Consider the following 18,944-nt stretch of genomic DNA (forward strand, 5'->3'; position numbering starts at 1 on the left):
CTCCTAAGCTGAAGCAAATTGTGAACTTTCATCAACCTGAGCACAATATATTGTGTTTTCTTGAATGATAGTATACTATATATTGTGTAAGGTTCGAGTTGAAAGACTCGGAAACAATTTTACTAGGTCGTGATAATGATGATTCAGATCGTATTTGATTCAAAAACGGGAAACGTTCAGCGCTTTGTGGATAAGACGCCTTTTCGCAATAAACGGAAAGTCAGCACAGAGGAGTATCTAGACGAACCGTTTGTTTTGATCACGTACACGACAGGGTTTGGGGAAGTTCCGAAAACGACTGAGATGTTTCTTGAGAAAAACGCCCATCTTCTTTTGGGAGTTGCGGCAAGCGGAAACAGAGTGTGGGGAGACAATTTTGCGAAAAGCGCAGAAAAAATCTCGAAGCAGTATCAGGTTCCGATTCTCGGCAAATTTGAGCTCAGCGGGACGGCCAAAGACGTTGAACTGTTTACTCAGGAGGTAGAAAGAATTGTCACAAAATCAAGTGCCAAAATGGATCCAGTTAAACAATGAGATCATGATCCAAAAAGACGGGAAATTCCAGTTTGATAAAGATAAAGAAGCTGTACATAGTTATTTTGTAGACTATATCAACCAAAATACGGTATTTTTCCATGATCTGAAAGAGAAAATCGATTACTTAATCAAGAATGACTACTATGAAGAAGAGTTTTTAAGCCGCTACACGTTCGAAGAAATCAAGGAAGTGTTCAAAGAGGCTTACGCTAAAAAATTCAGATTCCCGTCCTTTATGAGCGCTTTTAAGTTTTACAATGACTATGCGCTGAAGACAAACGACAAGAAAAAAATTCTTGAACGCTATGAAGACAGAATCTCTATCGTAGCTTTATTTTTTGCAAACGGGGATAAGGAGAAGGCGAAGGAATTCGTCAGAATGATGATCAACCAGGAGTATCAGCCGAGCACGCCGACGTTCTTAAATGCCGGCCGCAAACGCCGCGGAGAGCTGGTCAGCTGCTTCCTCTTGGAAGTCAATGATTCCTTGAACGACATCTCGAGAGCGATTGATATTTCAATGCAGCTGTCAAAGCTAGGCGGAGGCGTATCGTTGAACCTTTCAAAACTGCGTGCGAAAGGCGAAGCGATCAAAGATGTCGAAAACGCGACTAAAGGCGTTGTCGGCGTGATGAAGCTTCTTGACAACGCATTCCGTTACGCTGATCAGATGGGACAAAGACAAGGCTCAGGGGCTGCATACTTAAACATTTTCCACCGCGACATCAACGATTTCCTCGATACGAAGAAGATTTCCGCTGATGAGGATGTCCGGGTGAAAACATTGTCCATCGGAGTCGTCATTCCAGATAAATTCATCGAGCTTGCAAGAGAGGATAAAGCGGCATACGTATTCTATCCGCACACCGTTTATAAAGCGTACGGCGAGCACCTCGATGAAATGGACATGAACGAGATGTACGACCGGCTTGTGGAAGATCCGCGCGTCAAAAAAGAAAAAATCCACCCGCGCAAGATGCTCGAAAAGCTTGCGATGTTAAGATCGGAATCAGGATATCCGTACATTATGTTCCAGGACAATGTCAACAACGCGCATGCGAACAATCATATTTCCAAGGTTAAATTTTCCAACCTTTGCTCAGAGGTTCTTCAGGCTTCACAGGTTTCTTCATACACAGACTACGGTCAAGAAGATGAGATCGGCCTTGACATCTCCTGCAACCTTGGTTCATTGAACATATTGAACGTCATGAAAAACAAATCGCTTGAGCAGACGGTTAAGCTTGCAACCGATTCGCTGACGCACGTTTCTGAAACGACGAACATTACAAACGCACCGGCGGTCAAAAAAGCGAACAAAGCGATGAAATCCATCGGCCTTGGAGCGATGAACCTGCACGGATTCCTGGCACAGAACAATATCGCCTACGAAAGTGAGGAAGCGAGGGACTTCGCGAACACTTTCTTTATGATGATGAACTTTTACTCGATTGAACGGTCTGCCGAAATCGCCAAAGAAAAAGGTGAGACGTACCATAACTACGAAGGTTCGGCTTACGCAACGGGTGAATACTTCGAAAAGTATGTTACACAAGATTTCTCGCCTAAATTCGAAAAAGTGGCCAAGCTTTTTGAAGGCATGCACATCCCGACAAAAGAAGACTGGGAACAGCTGAAACAGTTTGTCAAAGAACACGGATTGTACCACAGCTACAGACTGTGCATCGCACCGACCGGGTCCATTTCATATGTACAGTCAAGCACGGCATCAGTCATGCCGATCATGGAGCGGATTGAAGAAAGAACCTACGGCAACTCCAAGACGTACTATCCGATGCCTGGACTTGCGCCGAGCAACTGGTTCTACTATAAAGAAGCGTATGATATGGACATGTTCAGAGTTGTCGACATGATCTCGACGATTCAGCAGCACGTTGACCAAGGCATAAGCTTTACATTGTTCCTGAAAGATACAATGACGACACGCGATCTGAACCGGATCGATCTTTATGCCCACCATAAAGGAATCAAAACACTTTACTATGCAAGAACGAAGGATACAGGGCAAGAAGGCTGCCTTTCTTGTGTCGTTTGATTAAAGGAGAGTATGCGAAAGTGACGAAAATTTATGATGCAGCAAACTGGTCAAAGCATGAAGATGATTTTACCCAAATGTTTTACAACCAAAATGTGAAGCAATTTTGGCTTCCGGAAGAGATTGCGCTTAATGGAGACCTTCTGACATGGAAGTACTTGGGTAAAAATGAACAGGACACATACATGAAGGTGCTCGCGGGGCTGACGCTTCTCGATACAGAGCAGGGGAACACGGGAATGCCCCTTGTCGCTGAGCATGTAGAAGGGCATCAGCGCAAAGCGGTGCTGAACTTCATGGCGATGATGGAAAACGCGGTCCACGCCAAGTCCTATTCAAACATTTTCATGACGCTTGCCCCGACAGAGACGATCAACGAAGTCTTTGAATGGGTTAAACAAAACAAATATTTGCAGAAAAAAGCTCAGGTCATTGTCGGACTCTATGAGAAAATCCGCCAGGGTGATAAAATTTCGCTGTTTAAAGCGATGGTCGCATCCGTTTATTTAGAAAGCTTCCTGTTCTACAGCGGCTTCTACTACCCGCTTTATTTTTACGGACAGGGCAAGCTGATGCAAAGCGGCGAAATCATCAACCTGATCTTGCGGGACGAAGCGATTCACGGCGTCTATGTCGGCCTGCTCGCTCAGGAAATTTACAATCAGCAGACACCTGAGAAAAAAGAAGAGCTGTACGCGTTTGCCATTGATCTATTAAAAGAGCTTTATGAAAATGAGCTTGAATATACAGAAGATCTGTACGACCAGGTCGGCCTTTCACACGACGTGAAGAAGTTCATCCGCTATAATGCCAACAAAGCGCTGATGAACCTTGGCTTTGAAGCTTATTTTGAAGAAGAAGAGATCAATCCGATCGTGTTGAACGGGTTGAATACGAAAACAAAGTCACACGACTTCTTCTCAATGAAAGGGAACGGCTACAAAAAAGCAACAGTTGAACCGATAAGAGACGACGATTTTTACTTTGACGATAAGTAAGCCGGCCGGGCTAAAAGGGCGCATCCGCGCCCAAGCCCCGCCTTTCAGTTATAGATACACGGCAAAATGAGAGCAGAACGAATCTGCTCTTTTCACTTTGAGGAGGAAACGGATACAATGGGAAAAATGGATGAAATCATTCTCGTGGTCCCGCGGGAAAACGTATTTGCAAATGAAACGCTGACCTTCCAAGGCGTCAACAGCGACGGTGAGAAGGTCGGGAAGATCATGGCGCATATTGAACAGCACTTTAGTGAAATGAGAAGGGGAGACGCCGAAGAAGATCCTGCGTTTAAACAGCCGATCCCTTATGTTGTCATCAAAAGAGAAGACGAAATATTTGTATACGAGCGGCTCGAAGGCGGAGGGGAAGCGCGGCTTCACAACAAGCTGTCACTCGGCTTCGGCGGCCACATGAACTTTGCCGAAGGGCTTGATTTTTCCGGTATTCTGAAGTTAAACACAGACCGTGAACTTGATGAAGAGCTTCTGATTGAGGAATCAGATAAAGAAAAAATGGTGACGCTCGGACTGATTAATGATGATGAAAACAGCGTCGGAAAAGTACATATCGGAATCCTTTCAGCGCTTGAATTAAAACCGGGCGCACACGTTGAAGTTAAAGAAAAGGAGCAGATTGCCGGCCGGTGGATGAAAGCCAGTGATCTGAAAGATAAAAGCGTCTATGACAGACTTGAATCTTGGTCACAGTTTGTCGTTGATATCTTAGTTTAAATGGGAAAACTCGCTGATTCAGCGAGTTTTCTTTTCGTATTGGACCGGTTTCCATTGAAAAAGTGAGCCCTGCTTTTCGATTAACCCGAAACCAGGGTAGGGGAAATGACACCCGTGGAGCAGGACCTGTCCGTTATAAGCCTGCCGGGCCAGCAGTCTTCTTGTCTTTTCTCCCTCTTTAGGGTCATGCTCAAGCGAAACCCGCAGCTTTGGATTGGAGATGCTTTCGGGAATGTGAAATGCGTCATTGATGATCTGACAGACCCCGTCTTTTGTCTGTAATTCAATAGTCAAGTGTCCAGGCGTATGTCCGGGCGTATGGATCAGCTTCAGTCCGGGAAGCAGTTCGGTATCTTCTGTCAGCAGCTTCAGAAGCGGCCGGACAGTGGAGAGAATGCGAAACTGTTTAGAAGCCGGCGTTTGTTTTGCGTACAGCCATTCTGCTTCACTGATCAGATGAACAGCGTTTGGAAAAGCGGGTTTCCCGTTATTCAGAAGACCTCCCGTATGATCTAAATGACTGTGTGACAAAATGACATAGTCTATGGAGTCAGGCATAATTCCCGCCTGTGTCAGGTGATGAATCAAGTGCCCGCTTTCTTGTCCGCCTGTTTCGCCAAATCCCGTATCAATCAGTATCCGTTTTTCGTTCGTTTCCAGGCAGATAAAGTTCAGCGCTACTTCAAATTCTTCAGGATAATGTTCTGCTTCATGAGGGTCTCCTCCCGCCAAAAAGAAATCCCTTGAAACTCGAAATGCTCCATCAGATAAAATTGTCATTTGAAAAGAATCGAGTTGAATGCGGTCTGGCTCCTTCATAATAAATCTTCCCCCTTTGCGTTTGACCGATCTGTCTCTTTATTAGAAGAGGCAGTTTCATTGTGTCTTTTCATTTGCGGTGAGCTTCTTGATCGGTTATTATTAAATCGTAATGATTACGATTTAATAACGGAAGTATAACTAAATCCGTTTGTTCTTTCAACCAAAATACAACTGTTTAAAAGGGAAGGAGCATCATTTCATGCCAAAACTGGAAGAGCTGTATCGGTCCGTCATTATGGATCATGCAAGATACAGGCGAAATTTTCGAAAAATCGATAAACACAGCGCGTATTACGTCCATTACAAAAATCCAACATGCGGTGATGTGATGACTTTGTTTATCGACATTAAAAATGAAAAGATCGAAGACGCAGCTTTTATCGGAGATGGGTGCAGCATCAGCATGGCTTCCTCATCAATCATGACTGAACTGATAAAAGGAAAGACGTTAAAAGAAGCCGGGCTAATGCGTGAAGCGATGGAAAATATGATCAGAAAAGGAGAAGAACCGGCAGAGGATCTGCTGGGAGATGCCGTTTCCCTGATTGGCGTCCATCCGTTACGGGCCCGCCATAACTGTGCCCTGATGCCTTGGCAGGCGCTCGATCGGATCAAGGAGAACGTTTATTAAATGAACATCACATCTAAAGCACTCCGTTTCTAAGGCAGCCAGGCAAAGAATATCGGAAGATTCAAGGGAAAAAAGGGGCAGTGACGAAACAGGTATGGAAAACGAAACGAATGTAAAGCAGGAAGCGATGGCGCAGCTTAAACGGAAAGGCATTCGAATGACGCCGCAGCGGCTGGCCATCTACCATTATTTTTTAGCCAACAGGAACCACCCTACAATAGCTGAAATTCAACAATCATTGAGGGAGATATATCCTGCCGTCAGTACAGCGACGATATACAACACCATCCGCTATTTTAAACAAGAGGGCCTTATAAAAGAAATGGGGTTTACCGATCCGCTTCGTTTTGATCTGGCTCTAGAGGAACATGATCATGTCATATGCGAAGTATGCGGGAAAATCGTCGATTTTCATTGTCCGCAACTGGAGAAAGTAAAAGACATTGCGGCACGGCTGACCGGATTTAAAGTGACACATCACCGATTGGAACTGTACGGCATCTGCAAAGATTGCCAGGCGAAAAGAAAATACGCCGCTAAAGAGAAAGGGGTTAGATAAAAAATTTGGTTGTGCATAAAACCAAAATCCGATATATTGGTTTTATGATGAAAAATAACATTAAACGAATCAAACGAATTTCGCTTCGGGAAGAAGTGTATCAAACGCTGAAGCGCACCATCGTACATTTGGAACTAAAGCCGGGGGAGCGCTTGCATGATCAGGAGCTTGCAGAGCAGTTTGGCATCAGCCGCACACCTGTCAGGGAGGCGCTCAAACGCCTGGAAGATGAAGGACTTGTTGAAACTGTTCCGGGTTCAGCAACACGTGTAGCACCGTTAAATCGCGAGGAAGCTGAACATGCTTTTACAGTCACTGCAGCACTGCATGCGCTGGCTGTCAAGCTGTCGTTTCCTTTTTTAACGGATTCAGACCTTGATCAACTGGAGGCGCATAATCAAACGTTGCAGCAAGCGATTCAAAAAGAAGACATTATCGAAGCAATCGAATCGGATGCTGCTTTTCATGAGGTGTTTTTACAAGCATCAAAAAACCCGGAAATTACCCGGGCATTGGAGAGAATTTCTTCAAAAATTTACCGCCTTGAGATGTCGCAGTTTTCCTCGATCGGCAGCTTGAAATCTGTCGAACAGCATCAGAACATCATCGATGCCTGCAGACAGGGGGATCGGAATGCGGCCATCAAGCTTGCCGAGGAAAACTGGCTCAGTCTCGGAGACCGATTGGCCGGACATCAGGAAAAGGAGTGAGGGGATTGTGAGGCCGATTATACTGGGCGTTTTTGCAGCCTTCTTTTTTGCTTTTACATTCGTTTTAAACAGGGCGATGGAGCTTGAAGGGGGAAGCTGGATCTGGAGCGCATCGCTAAGATTTATCTTTATGGCGCCTCTTTTATTTGTCATTGTTTGGCTGAGGGGGAACGTAAAAGAACTTTTTCAGGAAATCAAAAAAGCACCGGGTATTTGGCTGAGATGGAGCATCGTCGGCTTCGGCCTCTTTTATGCGCCGCTCTGTTTTGCGGCGGCTTACGGGCCGGGCTGGCTGATTGCAGGAACATGGCAAATCACGATTATTTCCGGCTCCCTTATGGCGCCGCTTTTTTACGAAACCATCCAAACAAAAACAGGTCCCGTACAGATGAGGGGCAAAATTCCCTGTAAAGGGCTGGCGATGTCGTTGATCATTTTAATCGGGGTGGCGCTGATGCAGGCTGAGCATGCGGCACAGCTTTCTTTGCATGAGATGCTGCTGTGCGTCGTGCCGGTTATGTTGGCTTCATTTGCATATCCGCTTGGGAACAGAAAAATGATGGAAGCATGCGCCGGGCGCCTTGATGCTTATCAGCGGGTATTGGGGATGACGTTGGCAAGCCTTCCGTTTTGGCTGATCCTCTCACTGTACGGGCTGGCATCGGCGGGTGCGCCCAGCCGGGGACAAGTCATTCAGTCAGGTTTGGTGGCTGTCTTTTCCGGAATATGCGCAACTGTGCTGTTCTTTGCCGCAACCGATCTTGTAAAAGGGGATATGCGAAAATTAGGGGCTGTCGAGGCCACACAATCGTTTGAAGTGCTGTTTGCTGCCGCTGGTGAAATTTTGCTTCTTTCAAGTCCGCTTCCTGGTGCCATCTCATGGAGCGGCATGGCACTTGTGATTATCGGAATGGTGTTGAACAGCCATGCATCGAATCAAACGCAAAAGCCGGCGATTCAAAGTAAAGCTGCAAAAGCATAAAAAAAGCCTGCGATCTATACGAGACAGATCGCGGGCTTTTCTTGATGATTGTCCCTATTCCTGGTAAATGAAAGCGTCAAATCCGGCGTTTTTGGCTTGCTGAACGAGCGCTTCGGCATTTTCTTTTGAAGAAAAAGCGCCAATTTGCACTTTGTAAAGGCTGTCCCTGTAAATCACAAGGGCATCAAACCCTTTCGCTTCCGCTTGAGCGGCAAGCGAATCGGCATTGGCTTTGGTCCTGAAAGCGCCGATCTGCACTTTATAGAGAGCTGCTGCGTTTTTGGAAAGGTTAAATGCCCTTGCGAGTCCGTTGGCGTGTCCTCTGGCAATGGATTGAATAAACGCGGAAGACTTCAGTTTCTCGGCGTCGCTTGTATTGTCTACAAAGCCATTTTCCGTAAGGAGTGCGGGCATGGCTGTTTCTCTTAGAACATGAAAATTGGCCGTTTTCTTGCCGCGATCCCTGAAATCGACAACTTTTAAAATCTCTTCATGCATGATATCCCGATAGGTGGTGGTAGGTGCGCCGACGCCGGGATAAATGTAATCCTCGAAACCTGTCCCGCCCCCGGCATTCATGTGAATCGATAGAAAGTAGTCCGCTCCCCAGCTGTTCGCGGCGTTCGTGCGTTGCGTCAGACTGACGGTTTGGTCGCTTGTCCTGCTCAACAGGACTGAAACATTTTGATATTCATTCAGCAGCATGTTTCTTAAAGCCAAGGCGGTTTGCAATGTTAACTGTTTTTCTTGCAAACCATTAGCTGAAGCACCTGTATCAGTCCCCCCATGGCCGGGATCGATAAAAATTTTTACCACAAGACATCACCTCAATAGACAGTCTATGAACAGATGGACATGAAGGGTTGTACGAACGCCACGATATTGCAGAATTTTGTAAATATTCAACTTATTATAGAGCGTCATATTCTCTTCAGGCAAGAGGTTGCATTTTTAATGTTTTTATCATATAATTCAATTACGCTGCATTGTACGTAATGATAATTAAGTTTTAACCTTTAAGCTGTAATAGGGAGTTTTATATCGGAACCGGAATGTCATGCCTTCCTCGAAAGGACGACAGGAACGTTTCTGCAGACACCCACTTTGAGGAGTGTGGTTTAAAACTTTCTTACTTGCATACGGCAATTGCAGCACTTCACTTAAGTCATTTGAATAAAATGGCTTTTTTTATTTGCTTAAAATCGGTTTACTGTAAATGTTTTATGTAAACTAACTTGCTGTAAATAAAGGGCGGACACCGCCCTTTTATTCATTTTAAAGGTAGAAGGTGCAAAAATGACTGGCATCAAAAATGCTGAATGATGATAATTCCCGTGATCATCAGGACAATTCCCAGCATGCGCTGCACATTTAAGCGGTGTTTGGGGGTTCCGAACCAGCCAAAATGATCGATGATGAGGGCGATGATCATTTGGCCGCTTAAAGCCAAAACAACAGTAAGTGACGCTCCGACAATCGGCAAAAGCAAAATATTGGATGTGATAAAGATGACGCCAAGTATTCCACCAGTCCAGAGCCACCAAGGGCTGCCCGTGATAAAGGTTTTTGCTGTATGTAAATTGTTTAAATGAAATAACCGCCGATGTTCAATGATCGACGTAAGAAAGAGAAGAATGACCATTCCAACCAAAAACGAAATAAGTGAAGCGATAAAAGGTGATTGGAGAGCATTTCTCAGCTCTGAATTAATAGATGTTTGAATCGGTGATGCCATTCCGGCAAAAAGCCCGAGCATCATGTAAAGAAAAACGTTCATAGTGTTGTTTTTCATCGTTGATGAACTCCCTTGCTATTAATATTTTTTGATAATGAAAACCCCGGAGATGATGAACAAAATGCCGATGATTCTAGGAAAGTTTAATTCATGAACGGGAATATGAAACCATCCGAAGTGATCGATGGCCAGAGCCATCACCATCTGTCCAAGCAAAGTGACGACAACTGTCAGTGCTGATCCAAGACGCGGAAGCAACAAAATATTTGAAGTTAAATAAAAAACGCCTAAACATCCGCCTCCAATGAGGATCCACAAGGGGATGGAAGGGAGAAGTCCGATGATAGACAAAAAATGGCGCTCTGTCACTAAGGCGACAATGACCAGGATAAGCGTACCGGCAAAAAAAGATATGGCCGCCGCCCCGTAAGGAGACCCGATCTTCATGCCTAGCCGTGAATTAATTGAGGTTTGAACAGGAATGGCCATTCCGGCCAAAATCCCGGCTATAAGTATTAAAATGATCATATTTTTAAAAACTCCTTTTTGCGGTAATTGGAACGATTATTTCAAAGCTGAAAGTCTTGCTGTTTTTGAGGGACACTTTGTATTTTGGCGAAAAGGAGTTCATGATGCAAGTGCTGATTGATGAAAAGAATTCAAAATTTGCAGCTTTGTATCTATATCATGTTTTTCTTTTTTGAAAATCATGTTTCAAGAAGATTTTGAGATTCAATAAGGCGATGTAGCGATACAAAAACCAAAGAGGACTCCGGCTGAGTTCTCTTTGGTTTTTGTAAGTCCGGTTCCTCGTGTTCAAAGCCGTAAAATCTCTCCATAAAAAGTAAGTTGGAATCCCGGCAAAATTCAGCTCATCCAAATCGTACAAGCAAATTTTCATGAAAGAAGAATTGTTAAACTGAAAAAAGTCCTATAAACTACAAGTAATATTTTGTTAGGGGGTGGGAACGTGTTCAACGAAAGAGAGGCGCTCCGATTAAGACTGGAACAACTGAACAATGCCGAGATACAAGCCATACGCGAACTCCAAAATGAGCGGAAAGACATTTATTCCAGGCTGCGGGAATTAGATTGTCAAAAAGTTTCATCATCACATCATAAAAAAACGTTATTAGAATTAGTCGATGAAACTGTAAATCTCTTGAAAAAATAAACCAAAAGCCGTTTGATCCAGTGGCCGTGAGGGGGATGAAAGAATGAAATAGAGGTGTTGCTTTGCTCATATTTTGTAATTGCGCGAAAAATGGAAAGGTTAGCAACTTGACTAGGAAAAGAACATTGTATAAGATTATTCTTACAAATCCAATAGGAATAACGACCCTAAAACTGACTGACTTGTCAATCGAGATTCCGGGTAAGGAGGAAAACACTTGGGAAATACGGATACAAGAGAGGAATTGCTACATATCGCGCTTGAGATTTTTGCTACGAAAGGATATCATGCGACAAAAATATCAGACATCGTAAAACAGGCTGGCGTTGCACAGGGAACTTTTTACTGGCACTTCAAAAGCAAAGAAGAAATCGCCAAGGAAATCATAGACAAGGGGAAAGAAAACCTTCTTGCAGCCATTCATCAAGGCTACAGGCAGACGTTTGCTCTTACAGATGATATGATCCAATCCACGACAGCCCTTATGAAAAGAATTTTTACGTTTGCACAGGAGAACCGAAACTTAATGACGTTTTTATTAGTCAAGGGACAAGGCGCCGATCCGGAAATCAGGGAGGCAATCGAAGAGGCGCTGATCAGTGTTGAACAAGCATTTAAAAAGAACATCCAAAGGGCTACAGAGCTTGGCATGCTAAATTCCTCCCATAATACTGATCTGCAGGCCACCATGTTAACAAGTCTTGTGATGGGCACACTATCAAAATGGCTGTTTGGACCAAAGCATGATCTGAATTATGTCCCTAAGTTTTCAGTTGATGAAATGACTGAAGAATTGGTTCATTTTGAATTTTTCGGGCTGATTGGCCAAAGGAGGAATTAAATTTGTCTATTATCCAAAAAACAAATGGAGAGTTTGGGATTTTTCATGAAGCCGGTATGCAGGCCAAGGGGTCTTTCACTCCGAATTCAGACGGCCTTTCGCCGATTGAGCTGTTGGAAGCTTCATTAGGGATGTGTATCACCATTTCTTTGCAAAGGATGTTTGAAAGGGACGGCATAGAAGTGCAGGAGGATGAATTTTCAGTTTCTGTTTCCGCTGCTAAAGCGCCCGATGGCCCGTCCCGTGTTGAAAAATGTACGGTTAGCGTCAAATTGCCCGAGCATCTTCCGACCGACTATAAAAAGAAATTAATCACCTCTGCTGAAAGGGCATGTACAATCGGCAATACGTTAAAACGAGGGGTAACGATTGATACGAATATGGTGTAACAACCTACATGATGAAACGAAGGAGCATGAAAATGGAAAACAACAGTAAAAAACCTTCCTATACAAATGCTGATGATTTTGCTGTTACATCAGTGCCTGAAAATAAAAGAAAATCGATTTTTAACATTACGATTACAAGCTGTGCCTGGATTATCTCATTGTCGACGATTGTGACTGGAGGAGCGCTGATCCAGGGATTGAATTTTGCGCACGCCGTTTTGGCTGCCGTCTTAGGTATGCTGATTCTTGCGGTCTATGGCTTTTTTCAAGGTGTAATGGGTGGAAAATACGGAATATCGACAACCGTTCTTGCCCGTCAGGCTTTTGGACGCTACGGATCGGGCCTTTTTGGAATCGTCTTGGCGCTGACGCTGGGAATCGGCTGGTTTGGCTGGCAGGTTGCTTTTTTCGGCACGACCATTTCTGAAATGTTTCCGGGTGTTTGGCTTGCGAAGCCTGAAGTCGCCATCGTTTGGGGCGGTATTTTAATGATCCTTACCGCTTTTATAGGATATCGCGGACTTGCCGCTTTAAGCTTTATCGCTGTACCTTTAGTCGTCATCTTTTCTATATGGGGCATTGTGAGTGCTGTCAATTATTCTGGAAGCTGGCATAACTTGCTGACGTTTCATCCGACAGGGGACCCTATGACGATATTTGCCGGAATTACAATCGTAGTTGGAAATGCTGCATTGGGTGCGGTTGTTTTTCCTGATGTGACGAGATATGCAAAAGGAGCGGTTTCAGGAGGAATAGGTGCGTCTGTCGGTTATTTCCTTGGAGGTGTTTTCTGTCTTGTTGCAGGAGCGGCAATGGCCATTGCTGCGAATGTTCCGGATATCGGGTCAACACCGAATATTCCTGCCGCGATGAGCAAGCTCGGACTTGGATTTTTGGCATTTTTCATCATCGTTTTTGCACAGTGGACGACGAATGATAACAATTTGTATACCGGATCTCTGGGGCTTCGCAATGTTGTGAACATTCCTAAGAAAGCACTTGTGGCGATCATGGGCGTGATCGGCATCATGATTGCATTATTAGGTGTCCAGAATATGTTTGTGCCATTCTTAACATTTTTAGGTTTGTATGTTCCGCCGATCGCAGGCGTGATGATCGCAGATCATTGGATCACAGCACCTGTCATCAAGAAAAAACAATATCGATTCGGGGCTGGAACAACTTATTCGAAGCTGAATGTTGCGGCGATTCTTTCGGTGATCATCGGGGGTTTTACCGCTTCAAAGGTAACATTCGGCATCGGACCGATTAACTCTACTGTACTTGCATTTTTGATTTATATCGTTTTTACATTTATTTTCACAAAATTAAATCTCCGTTACGAAATCGGAGAAGCGACAGAGGAATCGTCTGGTTTTTAAGCGGATAAGGAGGAAAGGTTTTCAATGATGAATGAAAAAAACCAATGGGTATTTGGAATTGATGTCGGCGGGACGTTTACAGATTTAGTGGCTGTCAACAAGGGAGGGAAAATGGTTTCGACGAAGACGCCTTCAACCCCTGATCAGTCTGATGGTGTCATGAACGGAATTAAAAAAATGGCTGAAATCATCGGAATAGACGTAAAGGACCTGTTAGCCAATAGTCCATTAGTGGTCCATGGAACAACAGTTGCCACTAACGCTTTGCTGGAATATAACGGAGCAAAGGTGGGGCTTCTCACAACGGAAGGCTTTCGGGACGAAATCGAATTCCGCCGCGCGTACAAAGAAAGCGTGTTTTCTCCGCGCTTGGAAGCACCTTATCAAATTGTCCCAAGAAGATATCGTGTGGGGATTCCTGAACGACTGGATCATACAGGAAATGTCGTAACTGAGCTTGATGAAGAAGCCGTCCGCCGGGCAGTCCGAGGGTTTATCCAAGAGGGGATCGAGGCGATTGCTGTATGCTTTCTGTTCAGCTTCATGAATCCTTCGCACGAAGTCCGCGTTAAAGAGATTATTCAAGAGGAAGCTCCCGGCATGTTTGTATCGTTATCGTATGAAGTGCTGCCGCAGATTCGGGAATTTGAACGGGTGAGCACGACCATTGTCAACGCGTTTACCGGCCCTTCCATGCAAAGCTACTTGAACCATCTTGACGAACGGCTTCGCGAAGACGGATTTGCCGGAGAACTGTTTGTCATGCAATCTAACGGCGGGGTCCAAAATGTCATTCAAAGCGGAAAATTTGCCGCAGGAGGCCTTCTCTCAGGTCCAGCCGGAGGAGTGACGGCTGCTTCCTTTATCGGAGAAAAATCGGGCTACGAGAACGTCATTACCGTAGACATGGGCGGAACAAGCTACGATGTCTCGGTTATCGAAAAGTTAAATCCGGCGATCACGACTGAGAACTGGATCAGCAGATACCGGGTTGCCCTGCCGATGATGGATATTCACACGATCGGCTCCGGCGGCGGAAGCATCGCCTGGATTGACAGCGGCGGAGCTTTACAAGTCGGCCCGCGAAGCGCAGGCTCCAATCCGGGGCCGGCCTGCTACGGAAGAGGCGGAGAAGAACCGACAGTTACGGACGTGAATGTTTTCTTAGGCTATATTAACCCAGATAACTTTCTAGGTGGAGAAATGAAGCTTGACCGTTCACTGGCTGAAAAGGCGATCCGCACACGAATTGCCGAACCGCTCGGAATATCGACAGTGGAAGCCGCTCTTGCAATCTCACAAATCGTCAATAGCGATATGTCAAATGCAGTCCACTTTGTGACGACACAACGGGGTCATGATCCAAGGAATTTCGCCCTAATGGCTGTCGGCGGCGCCGGAGCCATCCATGCAGGCAAGCAGGCGGAAGACCTCGGCATTAAAACCGTTATTGTTCCGTCCCTTGCCCCGGTCTTCTGTGCGCTCGGCGATGTGGCAGCAAACCTTAAAGTAACGGAGCTCAGGACGCGCTTTGAAAGTCTGAAAAACGTTGACCTGCAAGCGATGAATGCCGATTTTGAAAAGATGGAACAGACGGCCCGCGAAAAACTTGGAGGCCAGTCGGTCACCAATCAATATGAAACCCGCCGCTTTATCGATATGCGCTACGCCGGGGAAGTCCATGAAGTAACCGTACCGGTAAAATCGAGGACGCGGAGGATTACAGAATTGAATCTTGAAGCAACGGCGGCAGATTTCCATGACCTTCATGAAAGAATGTTTGCCCATAAAGATCCCGAGCACGACATTGAAATTTTAAATCTCCGCCTTGACCTGGTTGGCGTCAGAGAGCCGTTAAAGCTTAAAGAGGAGCCGTTTGAGCAGGAGGACCCTTCAAAAGCGAAAACAGGTGAACGCGATATGTATTTTGACATCGAACCGACGAGGACGCCTATTTTCAACGGATCAATGCTTGAGCCGGGCAACTTGATTGTCGGTCCGGCCATCATTGAGCAATGGGGTACGACCATTGTTGTTTATCCGGGACATGAGGCTCTAATCGATTCTTACCGCAACTGTGTCATTGAAGTAAAGCACTCTCAGCAGACGACTAGAGGTGGAAATGCATGATCCAAGCTCAAATTCTTTATAGCAAGCTGCAATCGATCGGCAGAGAAATCGGGGATAATTTGCAGCGAATCTCCCGTTCCCCTTTGCTTTCGCAAGACCGGGCATTTGCTACAGCGATTTTTACGAATGAGCTGAAAATCGCGGTTCAACATCAATATGAGCCTGAACATTTGTTCGCATTAAAAGAAAGCGTGGAAAATCTGTTCGACTATTTTTCATTTGATATCGCAGATGGAGATGTGTTGCTCGTCGCAGATCCATACAGCGGCGGAACGAAAGGACAGTCGCTCACCATGGCGGCGCCGTTATTTCTTGAAGGGGAGCTCGTACTCTTCCCCGCTGTCCGCGCTCAGATGATCGATTTGGCCGGCGAGTATCCGGGCGGATTCCATCCCGATGCATTTGAAGTATGGCAGGAAAATATCAGAATTACACCTGTTAAGCTTTATAAGCAAGGCGTTCTACAGACCGATATTCTTCGTTTCTTATTATCAAACAGCCGGGTGCCCGCTTCTTTTAAAGCGGATTTGGAAGCCATGTATACATGTTTGCATGGCGCCAAACAGCAATTGAAAACGTTTCTTGGCAGCTACGGCCAGAAAACAGTGACCGAATCGATCGACAGCATGTTTGAATACAGCCGCAAAAGGGTTGAGCACCATGTCTCTTATCTGCCTGAAACAGAAATGAGCGCTGTCCAGGAGTTTGAAGTTTCCGAAGGAAGCAAGAGTACAATTCATGTGCAAATTTCAAAGAAGGACGATGCGGTTGAAATCGATTTGAGCAGATCATCGGTACAATCCGTAAAGCCGGTTAATTCGCCTGCCGCTTTAACGAAGGCGTTTGCCGTTTGGCCGTTCCTGGCGAGAATTGCCGATGAAATACCGATCAATGAAGGAACGCTTCAACCTTTTCAAACGAAGACGAGGCTGGGTACGATTTTGGATCCGGAATTTCCTGCAGCGACAGCATTAGCTCCAAGCATTACCGGCCATTTCATCGCTGAAGCGGTATATAAAGCCATTCAAAACGGACAAAGCACGAATGAAGAATTTCCGCCGATTTACGGGACAGGTCCGCAGGCCGTTTTTTATCCGGAGCTTGGCGCGGAAGCAGAAACGAAATCAATCGTTTTGGCGCCCGGGTATCCATCAGCTTCAAAAGGCTTCGGGCCGCCTGCTTTATTTGGTCAACGGATGCTTGTCTCTGCAGAGGAATTGGAGCTTTACCACGGTTTTAAAATGGTTTCCCGGGAGTGGACGGACAATGGGGAGGAAATGAAAGTGTCTCTGCTTAACCAGGAGGACGATATTTATTTCAACCTTCTTCTGCCTTTTAGTGAAAGGGGAGAATACGGGTCTCTGTCAAGAACGGGAGATCGTGACGAAATCTTTTATGAAAGCACGGTAAACCAACATGTGAAAAAAGGCGAGCTCCTCGTCTTTACGTACTCTCAAAAGGAGGAGCTGCTATGATTAATCAGGACTTTATTCTATCACAGGTGGTCGGCGGTTCCCTTGATGCGGTTGCCAGGGAAATGAGCGCCACTGTTACGAGAACGGCCCGTTCACCATTGTTTAACGAAGCACACGATTTTACGACGGGCGTCTTTGACCTTTCTGGCAAAAAATCGCGCCTTGTCGCGCAAGCCCCGGGCTGTACGCTGCACCTTTATGCGGTAGTAGGCGCAGTTGACCATTTATTGGACGCTTTTCGGTACGATCTTCATCCCGGAGATATTCTCCTGGTGAATGATCCGTATCATGGAGGCTCGCACAGCCTTGACTGGACGATCGTCATGCCGGTTTTTTATAATCGCAAGCCGATCCTGCTTCCTGCTGTCCGAAGCCATATGGCCGATAATGGAGGGCCGGTTGCCGGAGGGTACAATCCGCGCTCAAAAGACATTTGGCATGACGGGCTGCGGATTCCGCCATTAAAAATTTATGAGCGGGGAGAAAAGCGCAGGGATGTATTCGATTTAATTGTTGCAAACAACAGGCTTTCCCATTGGCTTGAAGGCGACTTAAACGCGATGATCGGGGCATGCAAGGTCGCTGCCTCCCGAATCCAAACGATGCTGGATAAGTATGGCGCCGAGAAGGTGATTACGGCCATTGACAACCGGATTCAATATACAGAAAACAGGGTTCGCGATGAAATCACCAGCTGGCCGGACGGCACCTATGTCGGTGAAACATTTGCTGACCACGACTTTCAAGGCAACCGCGATATTAAGGTTCGCGCAACGGTGACCGTCAAAGGCAGCGATCTTCACATTGACTTTACCGGCTCCTCTCCGCAAGTAAAGGGCTTCATCAACAGCCCGCTTTCAAATACGACTTCATTTGCTTTTGTCGGTATTTCGACTTGCTGTGATGAGGATATTCCGATCAATGAAGGATATATGAATCCGGTAACAGTAACTGCACCTGTAGGAACAGTTGTGAACCCGCAGCTGCCGGCACCGTGCGGACACGCAACTGCGTGCGTAGGAGCAGAAATAGCCGAGGCTGTTCTCCAGGCCATTTCCCAATGTGCGCCAAAACGCGTCGGAGTGAACGCCCATAAGCTTCCTCTCGCTTATTCCCACGGAAAATACGACGACGGGAAGCCGTGGGTGAACCTGAATTTTTACGGCTATACCGGCGGTGCGGGGGCTGCATACGAAACGGACGGATGGGGGCTTTATCCGCCTGTTATGACAGGAGTTATTCTGCCATCTATTGAAATGACTGAAGTTCAATACCCGAGCCGTGTATTAAAGCATGAATATACGAGCGATTTTACGGGAGCAGGCCGATGGAGAGGCACCCCCGGGTTGGATGTTCAGATCCAGCACTTAAAGGAAAGCCGCACAAGCGTCATGATGGCAGGGGTCCGAAATACAACAAAAGGCTTCTGCGGAGCTGGCGATGCACCAAGCAACAAGGTGATCGTCGGGTATGGAACAGACGAAGCCAAAGAGATCGAGGAAACGGCTTTTGAAGTCAAAATGCCTGCGGGCGGCATCATCCAATTTTACCGTGCAGGCGGCGGAGGCTGGGGAAATCCGCTGGAACGTGAACCCGAAAAGGTGCTGGACGACGTCTTCAACGAGTTTGTCAGAATTGAATCAGCATTGCAAGATTACGGTGTCGTGATTGACCCTGAGACACTTACCATTAATGAAATGGAAACAAATCGTGTGCGGGCTTCCCGCCTTTCATAAATAAAAAAGCTGATCTGAAAGGAATGAAGACACCTTTTCGGATCAGCTTTTT

Annotated in this window: 18 protein-coding genes, 1 other RNA gene and 1 pseudogene; 16 read left to right on the forward strand and 4 right to left on the reverse strand. The window is 45.9% G+C overall.

All coding sequences use genetic code 11. The features are described 5' to 3' along the window. The first annotated feature begins 138 nt into the window (after positions 1 to 138). From nrdI to MKZ04_RS04910, 4 genes are all read left to right on the forward strand, one after another. Positions 139 to 534: a class Ib ribonucleoside-diphosphate reductase assembly flavoprotein NrdI gene (nrdI, locus tag MKZ04_RS04895; RefSeq protein WP_020451503.1), complete on the forward strand. Its 396-nt coding sequence runs from the start codon at positions 139 to 141 to the stop codon at positions 532 to 534. Further along, a complete protein-coding gene (gene nrdE, locus MKZ04_RS04900; protein ID WP_020451504.1) occupies positions 491 to 2,593 on the forward strand; it encodes a class 1b ribonucleoside-diphosphate reductase subunit alpha in 2,103 nt (700 codons plus the stop codon). Before nrdI ends, nrdE begins: the two co-directional genes overlap by 44 nt. 20 nt (positions 2,594 to 2,613) lie before the next feature. After that, positions 2,614 to 3,591, forward strand: coding sequence for a class 1b ribonucleoside-diphosphate reductase subunit beta (gene nrdF, locus MKZ04_RS04905; protein ID WP_020451505.1), 978 nt, complete (start codon positions 2,614 to 2,616; stop codon positions 3,589 to 3,591). Between the two features lie 117 nt (positions 3,592 to 3,708). Next, positions 3,709 to 4,326: a hypothetical protein gene (locus tag MKZ04_RS04910; protein ID WP_020451506.1), complete on the forward strand. Its 618-nt coding sequence runs from the start codon at positions 3,709 to 3,711 to the stop codon at positions 4,324 to 4,326. A gap of 18 nt (positions 4,327 to 4,344) precedes the next feature. Here the strand turns inward: MKZ04_RS04910 and MKZ04_RS04915 are convergent, their stop codons facing one another. Continuing rightward, positions 4,345 to 5,145, reverse strand: coding sequence for an MBL fold metallo-hydrolase (locus MKZ04_RS04915; protein ID WP_020451507.1), 801 nt, complete (start codon positions 5,143 to 5,145; stop codon positions 4,345 to 4,347). Between the two features lie 202 nt (positions 5,146 to 5,347). On the opposite strand from MKZ04_RS04915, the gene sufU reads away from it, so the two are divergent. The 4 genes from sufU (at position 5,348) to MKZ04_RS04935 (ending at position 8,030) form a co-directional block, all read left to right on the forward strand. Then, on the forward strand, positions 5,348 to 5,779 hold the full coding sequence (gene sufU / locus MKZ04_RS04920) for a Fe-S cluster assembly sulfur transfer protein SufU (RefSeq protein ID WP_020451508.1): 432 nt from the start codon (positions 5,348 to 5,350) through the stop codon (positions 5,777 to 5,779). A gap of 94 nt (positions 5,780 to 5,873) precedes the next feature. Beyond that, a complete protein-coding gene (locus MKZ04_RS04925; protein ID WP_026579698.1) occupies positions 5,874 to 6,338 on the forward strand; it encodes a Fur family transcriptional regulator in 465 nt (154 codons plus the stop codon). Between the two features lie 44 nt (positions 6,339 to 6,382). Next, a complete protein-coding gene (locus MKZ04_RS04930) occupies positions 6,383 to 7,048 on the forward strand; it encodes a GntR family transcriptional regulator (protein WP_026579697.1) in 666 nt (221 codons plus the stop codon). A gap of 7 nt (positions 7,049 to 7,055) precedes the next feature. After that, positions 7,056 to 8,030 (forward strand): DMT family transporter, encoded by a 975-nt coding sequence (locus tag MKZ04_RS04935; RefSeq protein WP_050820876.1) that lies wholly within the window; start codon positions 7,056 to 7,058, stop codon positions 8,028 to 8,030. Between the two features lie 54 nt (positions 8,031 to 8,084). On the opposite strand, the gene MKZ04_RS04940 is transcribed toward MKZ04_RS04935, so the two are convergent. Beyond that, a complete protein-coding gene (locus MKZ04_RS04940) occupies positions 8,085 to 8,846 on the reverse strand; it encodes an N-acetylmuramoyl-L-alanine amidase (protein WP_043054316.1) in 762 nt (253 codons plus the stop codon). 159 nt (positions 8,847 to 9,005) lie between these two features. On the opposite strand from MKZ04_RS04940, the gene ssrS reads away from it, so the two are divergent. Beyond that, positions 9,006 to 9,189, forward strand: a non-coding RNA gene (gene ssrS / locus MKZ04_RS04945) — 6S RNA. A gap of 147 nt (positions 9,190 to 9,336) precedes the next feature. Here the strand turns inward: ssrS and MKZ04_RS04950 are convergent. Together MKZ04_RS04950 and MKZ04_RS04955 are read right to left on the reverse strand one after the other, a co-directional pair. Then, a complete protein-coding gene (locus tag MKZ04_RS04950; protein WP_020451514.1) occupies positions 9,337 to 9,822 on the reverse strand; it encodes a DMT family transporter in 486 nt (161 codons plus the stop codon). Positions 9,823 to 9,843: 21 nt separating this feature from the next. Beyond that, the gene (locus tag MKZ04_RS04955; RefSeq protein WP_023857645.1) at positions 9,844 to 10,293 is read right to left on the reverse strand and encodes a DMT family transporter; all 450 of its coding nucleotides are present in this window, start codon (positions 10,291 to 10,293) and stop codon (positions 9,844 to 9,846) included. A gap of 442 nt (positions 10,294 to 10,735) precedes the next feature. On the opposite strand from MKZ04_RS04955, the pseudogene MKZ04_RS21790 reads away from it, so the two are divergent. From MKZ04_RS21790 to MKZ04_RS04990, 7 genes and pseudogenes are all read left to right on the forward strand, one after another. Continuing rightward, a pseudogene (locus tag MKZ04_RS21790) lies at positions 10,736 to 10,858 on the forward strand (hypothetical protein); the annotation flags it as partial. Between the two features lie 298 nt (positions 10,859 to 11,156). After that, the gene (locus MKZ04_RS04965; RefSeq protein ID WP_095290553.1) at positions 11,157 to 11,780 is read left to right on the forward strand and encodes a TetR/AcrR family transcriptional regulator; all 624 of its coding nucleotides are present in this window, start codon (positions 11,157 to 11,159) and stop codon (positions 11,778 to 11,780) included. A gap of 2 nt (positions 11,781 to 11,782) precedes the next feature. Beyond that, positions 11,783 to 12,169 carry an OsmC family protein gene (locus MKZ04_RS04970; RefSeq protein ID WP_020451518.1) on the forward strand — a complete coding sequence of 129 codons (387 nt, stop codon included), beginning with the start codon at positions 11,783 to 11,785 and terminating at the stop codon, positions 12,167 to 12,169. Between the two features lie 32 nt (positions 12,170 to 12,201). Beyond that, complete coding sequence (locus tag MKZ04_RS04975) at positions 12,202 to 13,551, forward strand: cytosine permease (protein WP_341045418.1); 1,350 nt, start codon at positions 12,202 to 12,204, stop codon at positions 13,549 to 13,551. A gap of 24 nt (positions 13,552 to 13,575) precedes the next feature. Next, on the forward strand, positions 13,576 to 15,681 hold the full coding sequence (locus MKZ04_RS04980) for a hydantoinase/oxoprolinase family protein (protein ID WP_080131398.1): 2,106 nt from the start codon (positions 13,576 to 13,578) through the stop codon (positions 15,679 to 15,681). Beyond that, positions 15,678 to 17,156: a hydantoinase B/oxoprolinase family protein gene (locus MKZ04_RS04985; RefSeq protein WP_095290557.1), complete on the forward strand. Its 1,479-nt coding sequence runs from the start codon at positions 15,678 to 15,680 to the stop codon at positions 17,154 to 17,156. Before MKZ04_RS04980 ends, MKZ04_RS04985 begins: the two co-directional genes overlap by 4 nt. Next, complete coding sequence (locus MKZ04_RS04990; RefSeq protein ID WP_103748997.1) at positions 17,153 to 18,892, forward strand: hydantoinase B/oxoprolinase family protein; 1,740 nt, start codon at positions 17,153 to 17,155, stop codon at positions 18,890 to 18,892. The genes MKZ04_RS04985 and MKZ04_RS04990 overlap by 4 nt, the downstream gene beginning before the upstream one ends. Positions 18,893 to 18,944 lie beyond the last annotated feature (52 nt).

The organism is Bacillus sp. FSL W7-1354, from assembly GCF_038002405.1.
GTDB lineage: Bacteria > Bacillota > Bacilli > Bacillales > Bacillaceae > Bacillus > Bacillus paralicheniformis.

Coding starts and splice junctions, on each gene's coding strand:
- MKZ04_RS04915 (WP_020451507.1), bottom strand. CDS start 5,145: ATGAAGGAGCCAGACCGCATTCAACTCGATTCTTTTCAAATGACAATT.
- sufU (WP_020451508.1), top strand. CDS start 5,348: ATGCCAAAACTGGAAGAGCTGTATCGGTCCGTCATTATGGATCATGCA.
- MKZ04_RS04930 (WP_026579697.1), top strand. CDS start 6,383: ATGATGAAAAATAACATTAAACGAATCAAACGAATTTCGCTTCGGGAA.
- MKZ04_RS04980 (WP_080131398.1), top strand. CDS start 13,576: ATGATGAATGAAAAAAACCAATGGGTATTTGGAATTGATGTCGGCGGG.
- MKZ04_RS04910 (WP_020451506.1), top strand. CDS start 3,709: ATGGGAAAAATGGATGAAATCATTCTCGTGGTCCCGCGGGAAAACGTA.
- MKZ04_RS04975 (WP_341045418.1), top strand. CDS start 12,202: ATGGAAAACAACAGTAAAAAACCTTCCTATACAAATGCTGATGATTTT.
- MKZ04_RS04925 (WP_026579698.1), top strand. CDS start 5,874: ATGGAAAACGAAACGAATGTAAAGCAGGAAGCGATGGCGCAGCTTAAA.
- MKZ04_RS04955 (WP_023857645.1), bottom strand. CDS start 10,293: ATGATCATTTTAATACTTATAGCCGGGATTTTGGCCGGAATGGCCATT.
- MKZ04_RS04950 (WP_020451514.1), bottom strand. CDS start 9,822: ATGAAAAACAACACTATGAACGTTTTTCTTTACATGATGCTCGGGCTT.
- nrdI (WP_020451503.1), top strand. CDS start 139: ATGATTCAGATCGTATTTGATTCAAAAACGGGAAACGTTCAGCGCTTT.
- MKZ04_RS04990 (WP_103748997.1), top strand. CDS start 17,153: ATGATTAATCAGGACTTTATTCTATCACAGGTGGTCGGCGGTTCCCTT.
- MKZ04_RS04985 (WP_095290557.1), top strand. CDS start 15,678: ATGATCCAAGCTCAAATTCTTTATAGCAAGCTGCAATCGATCGGCAGA.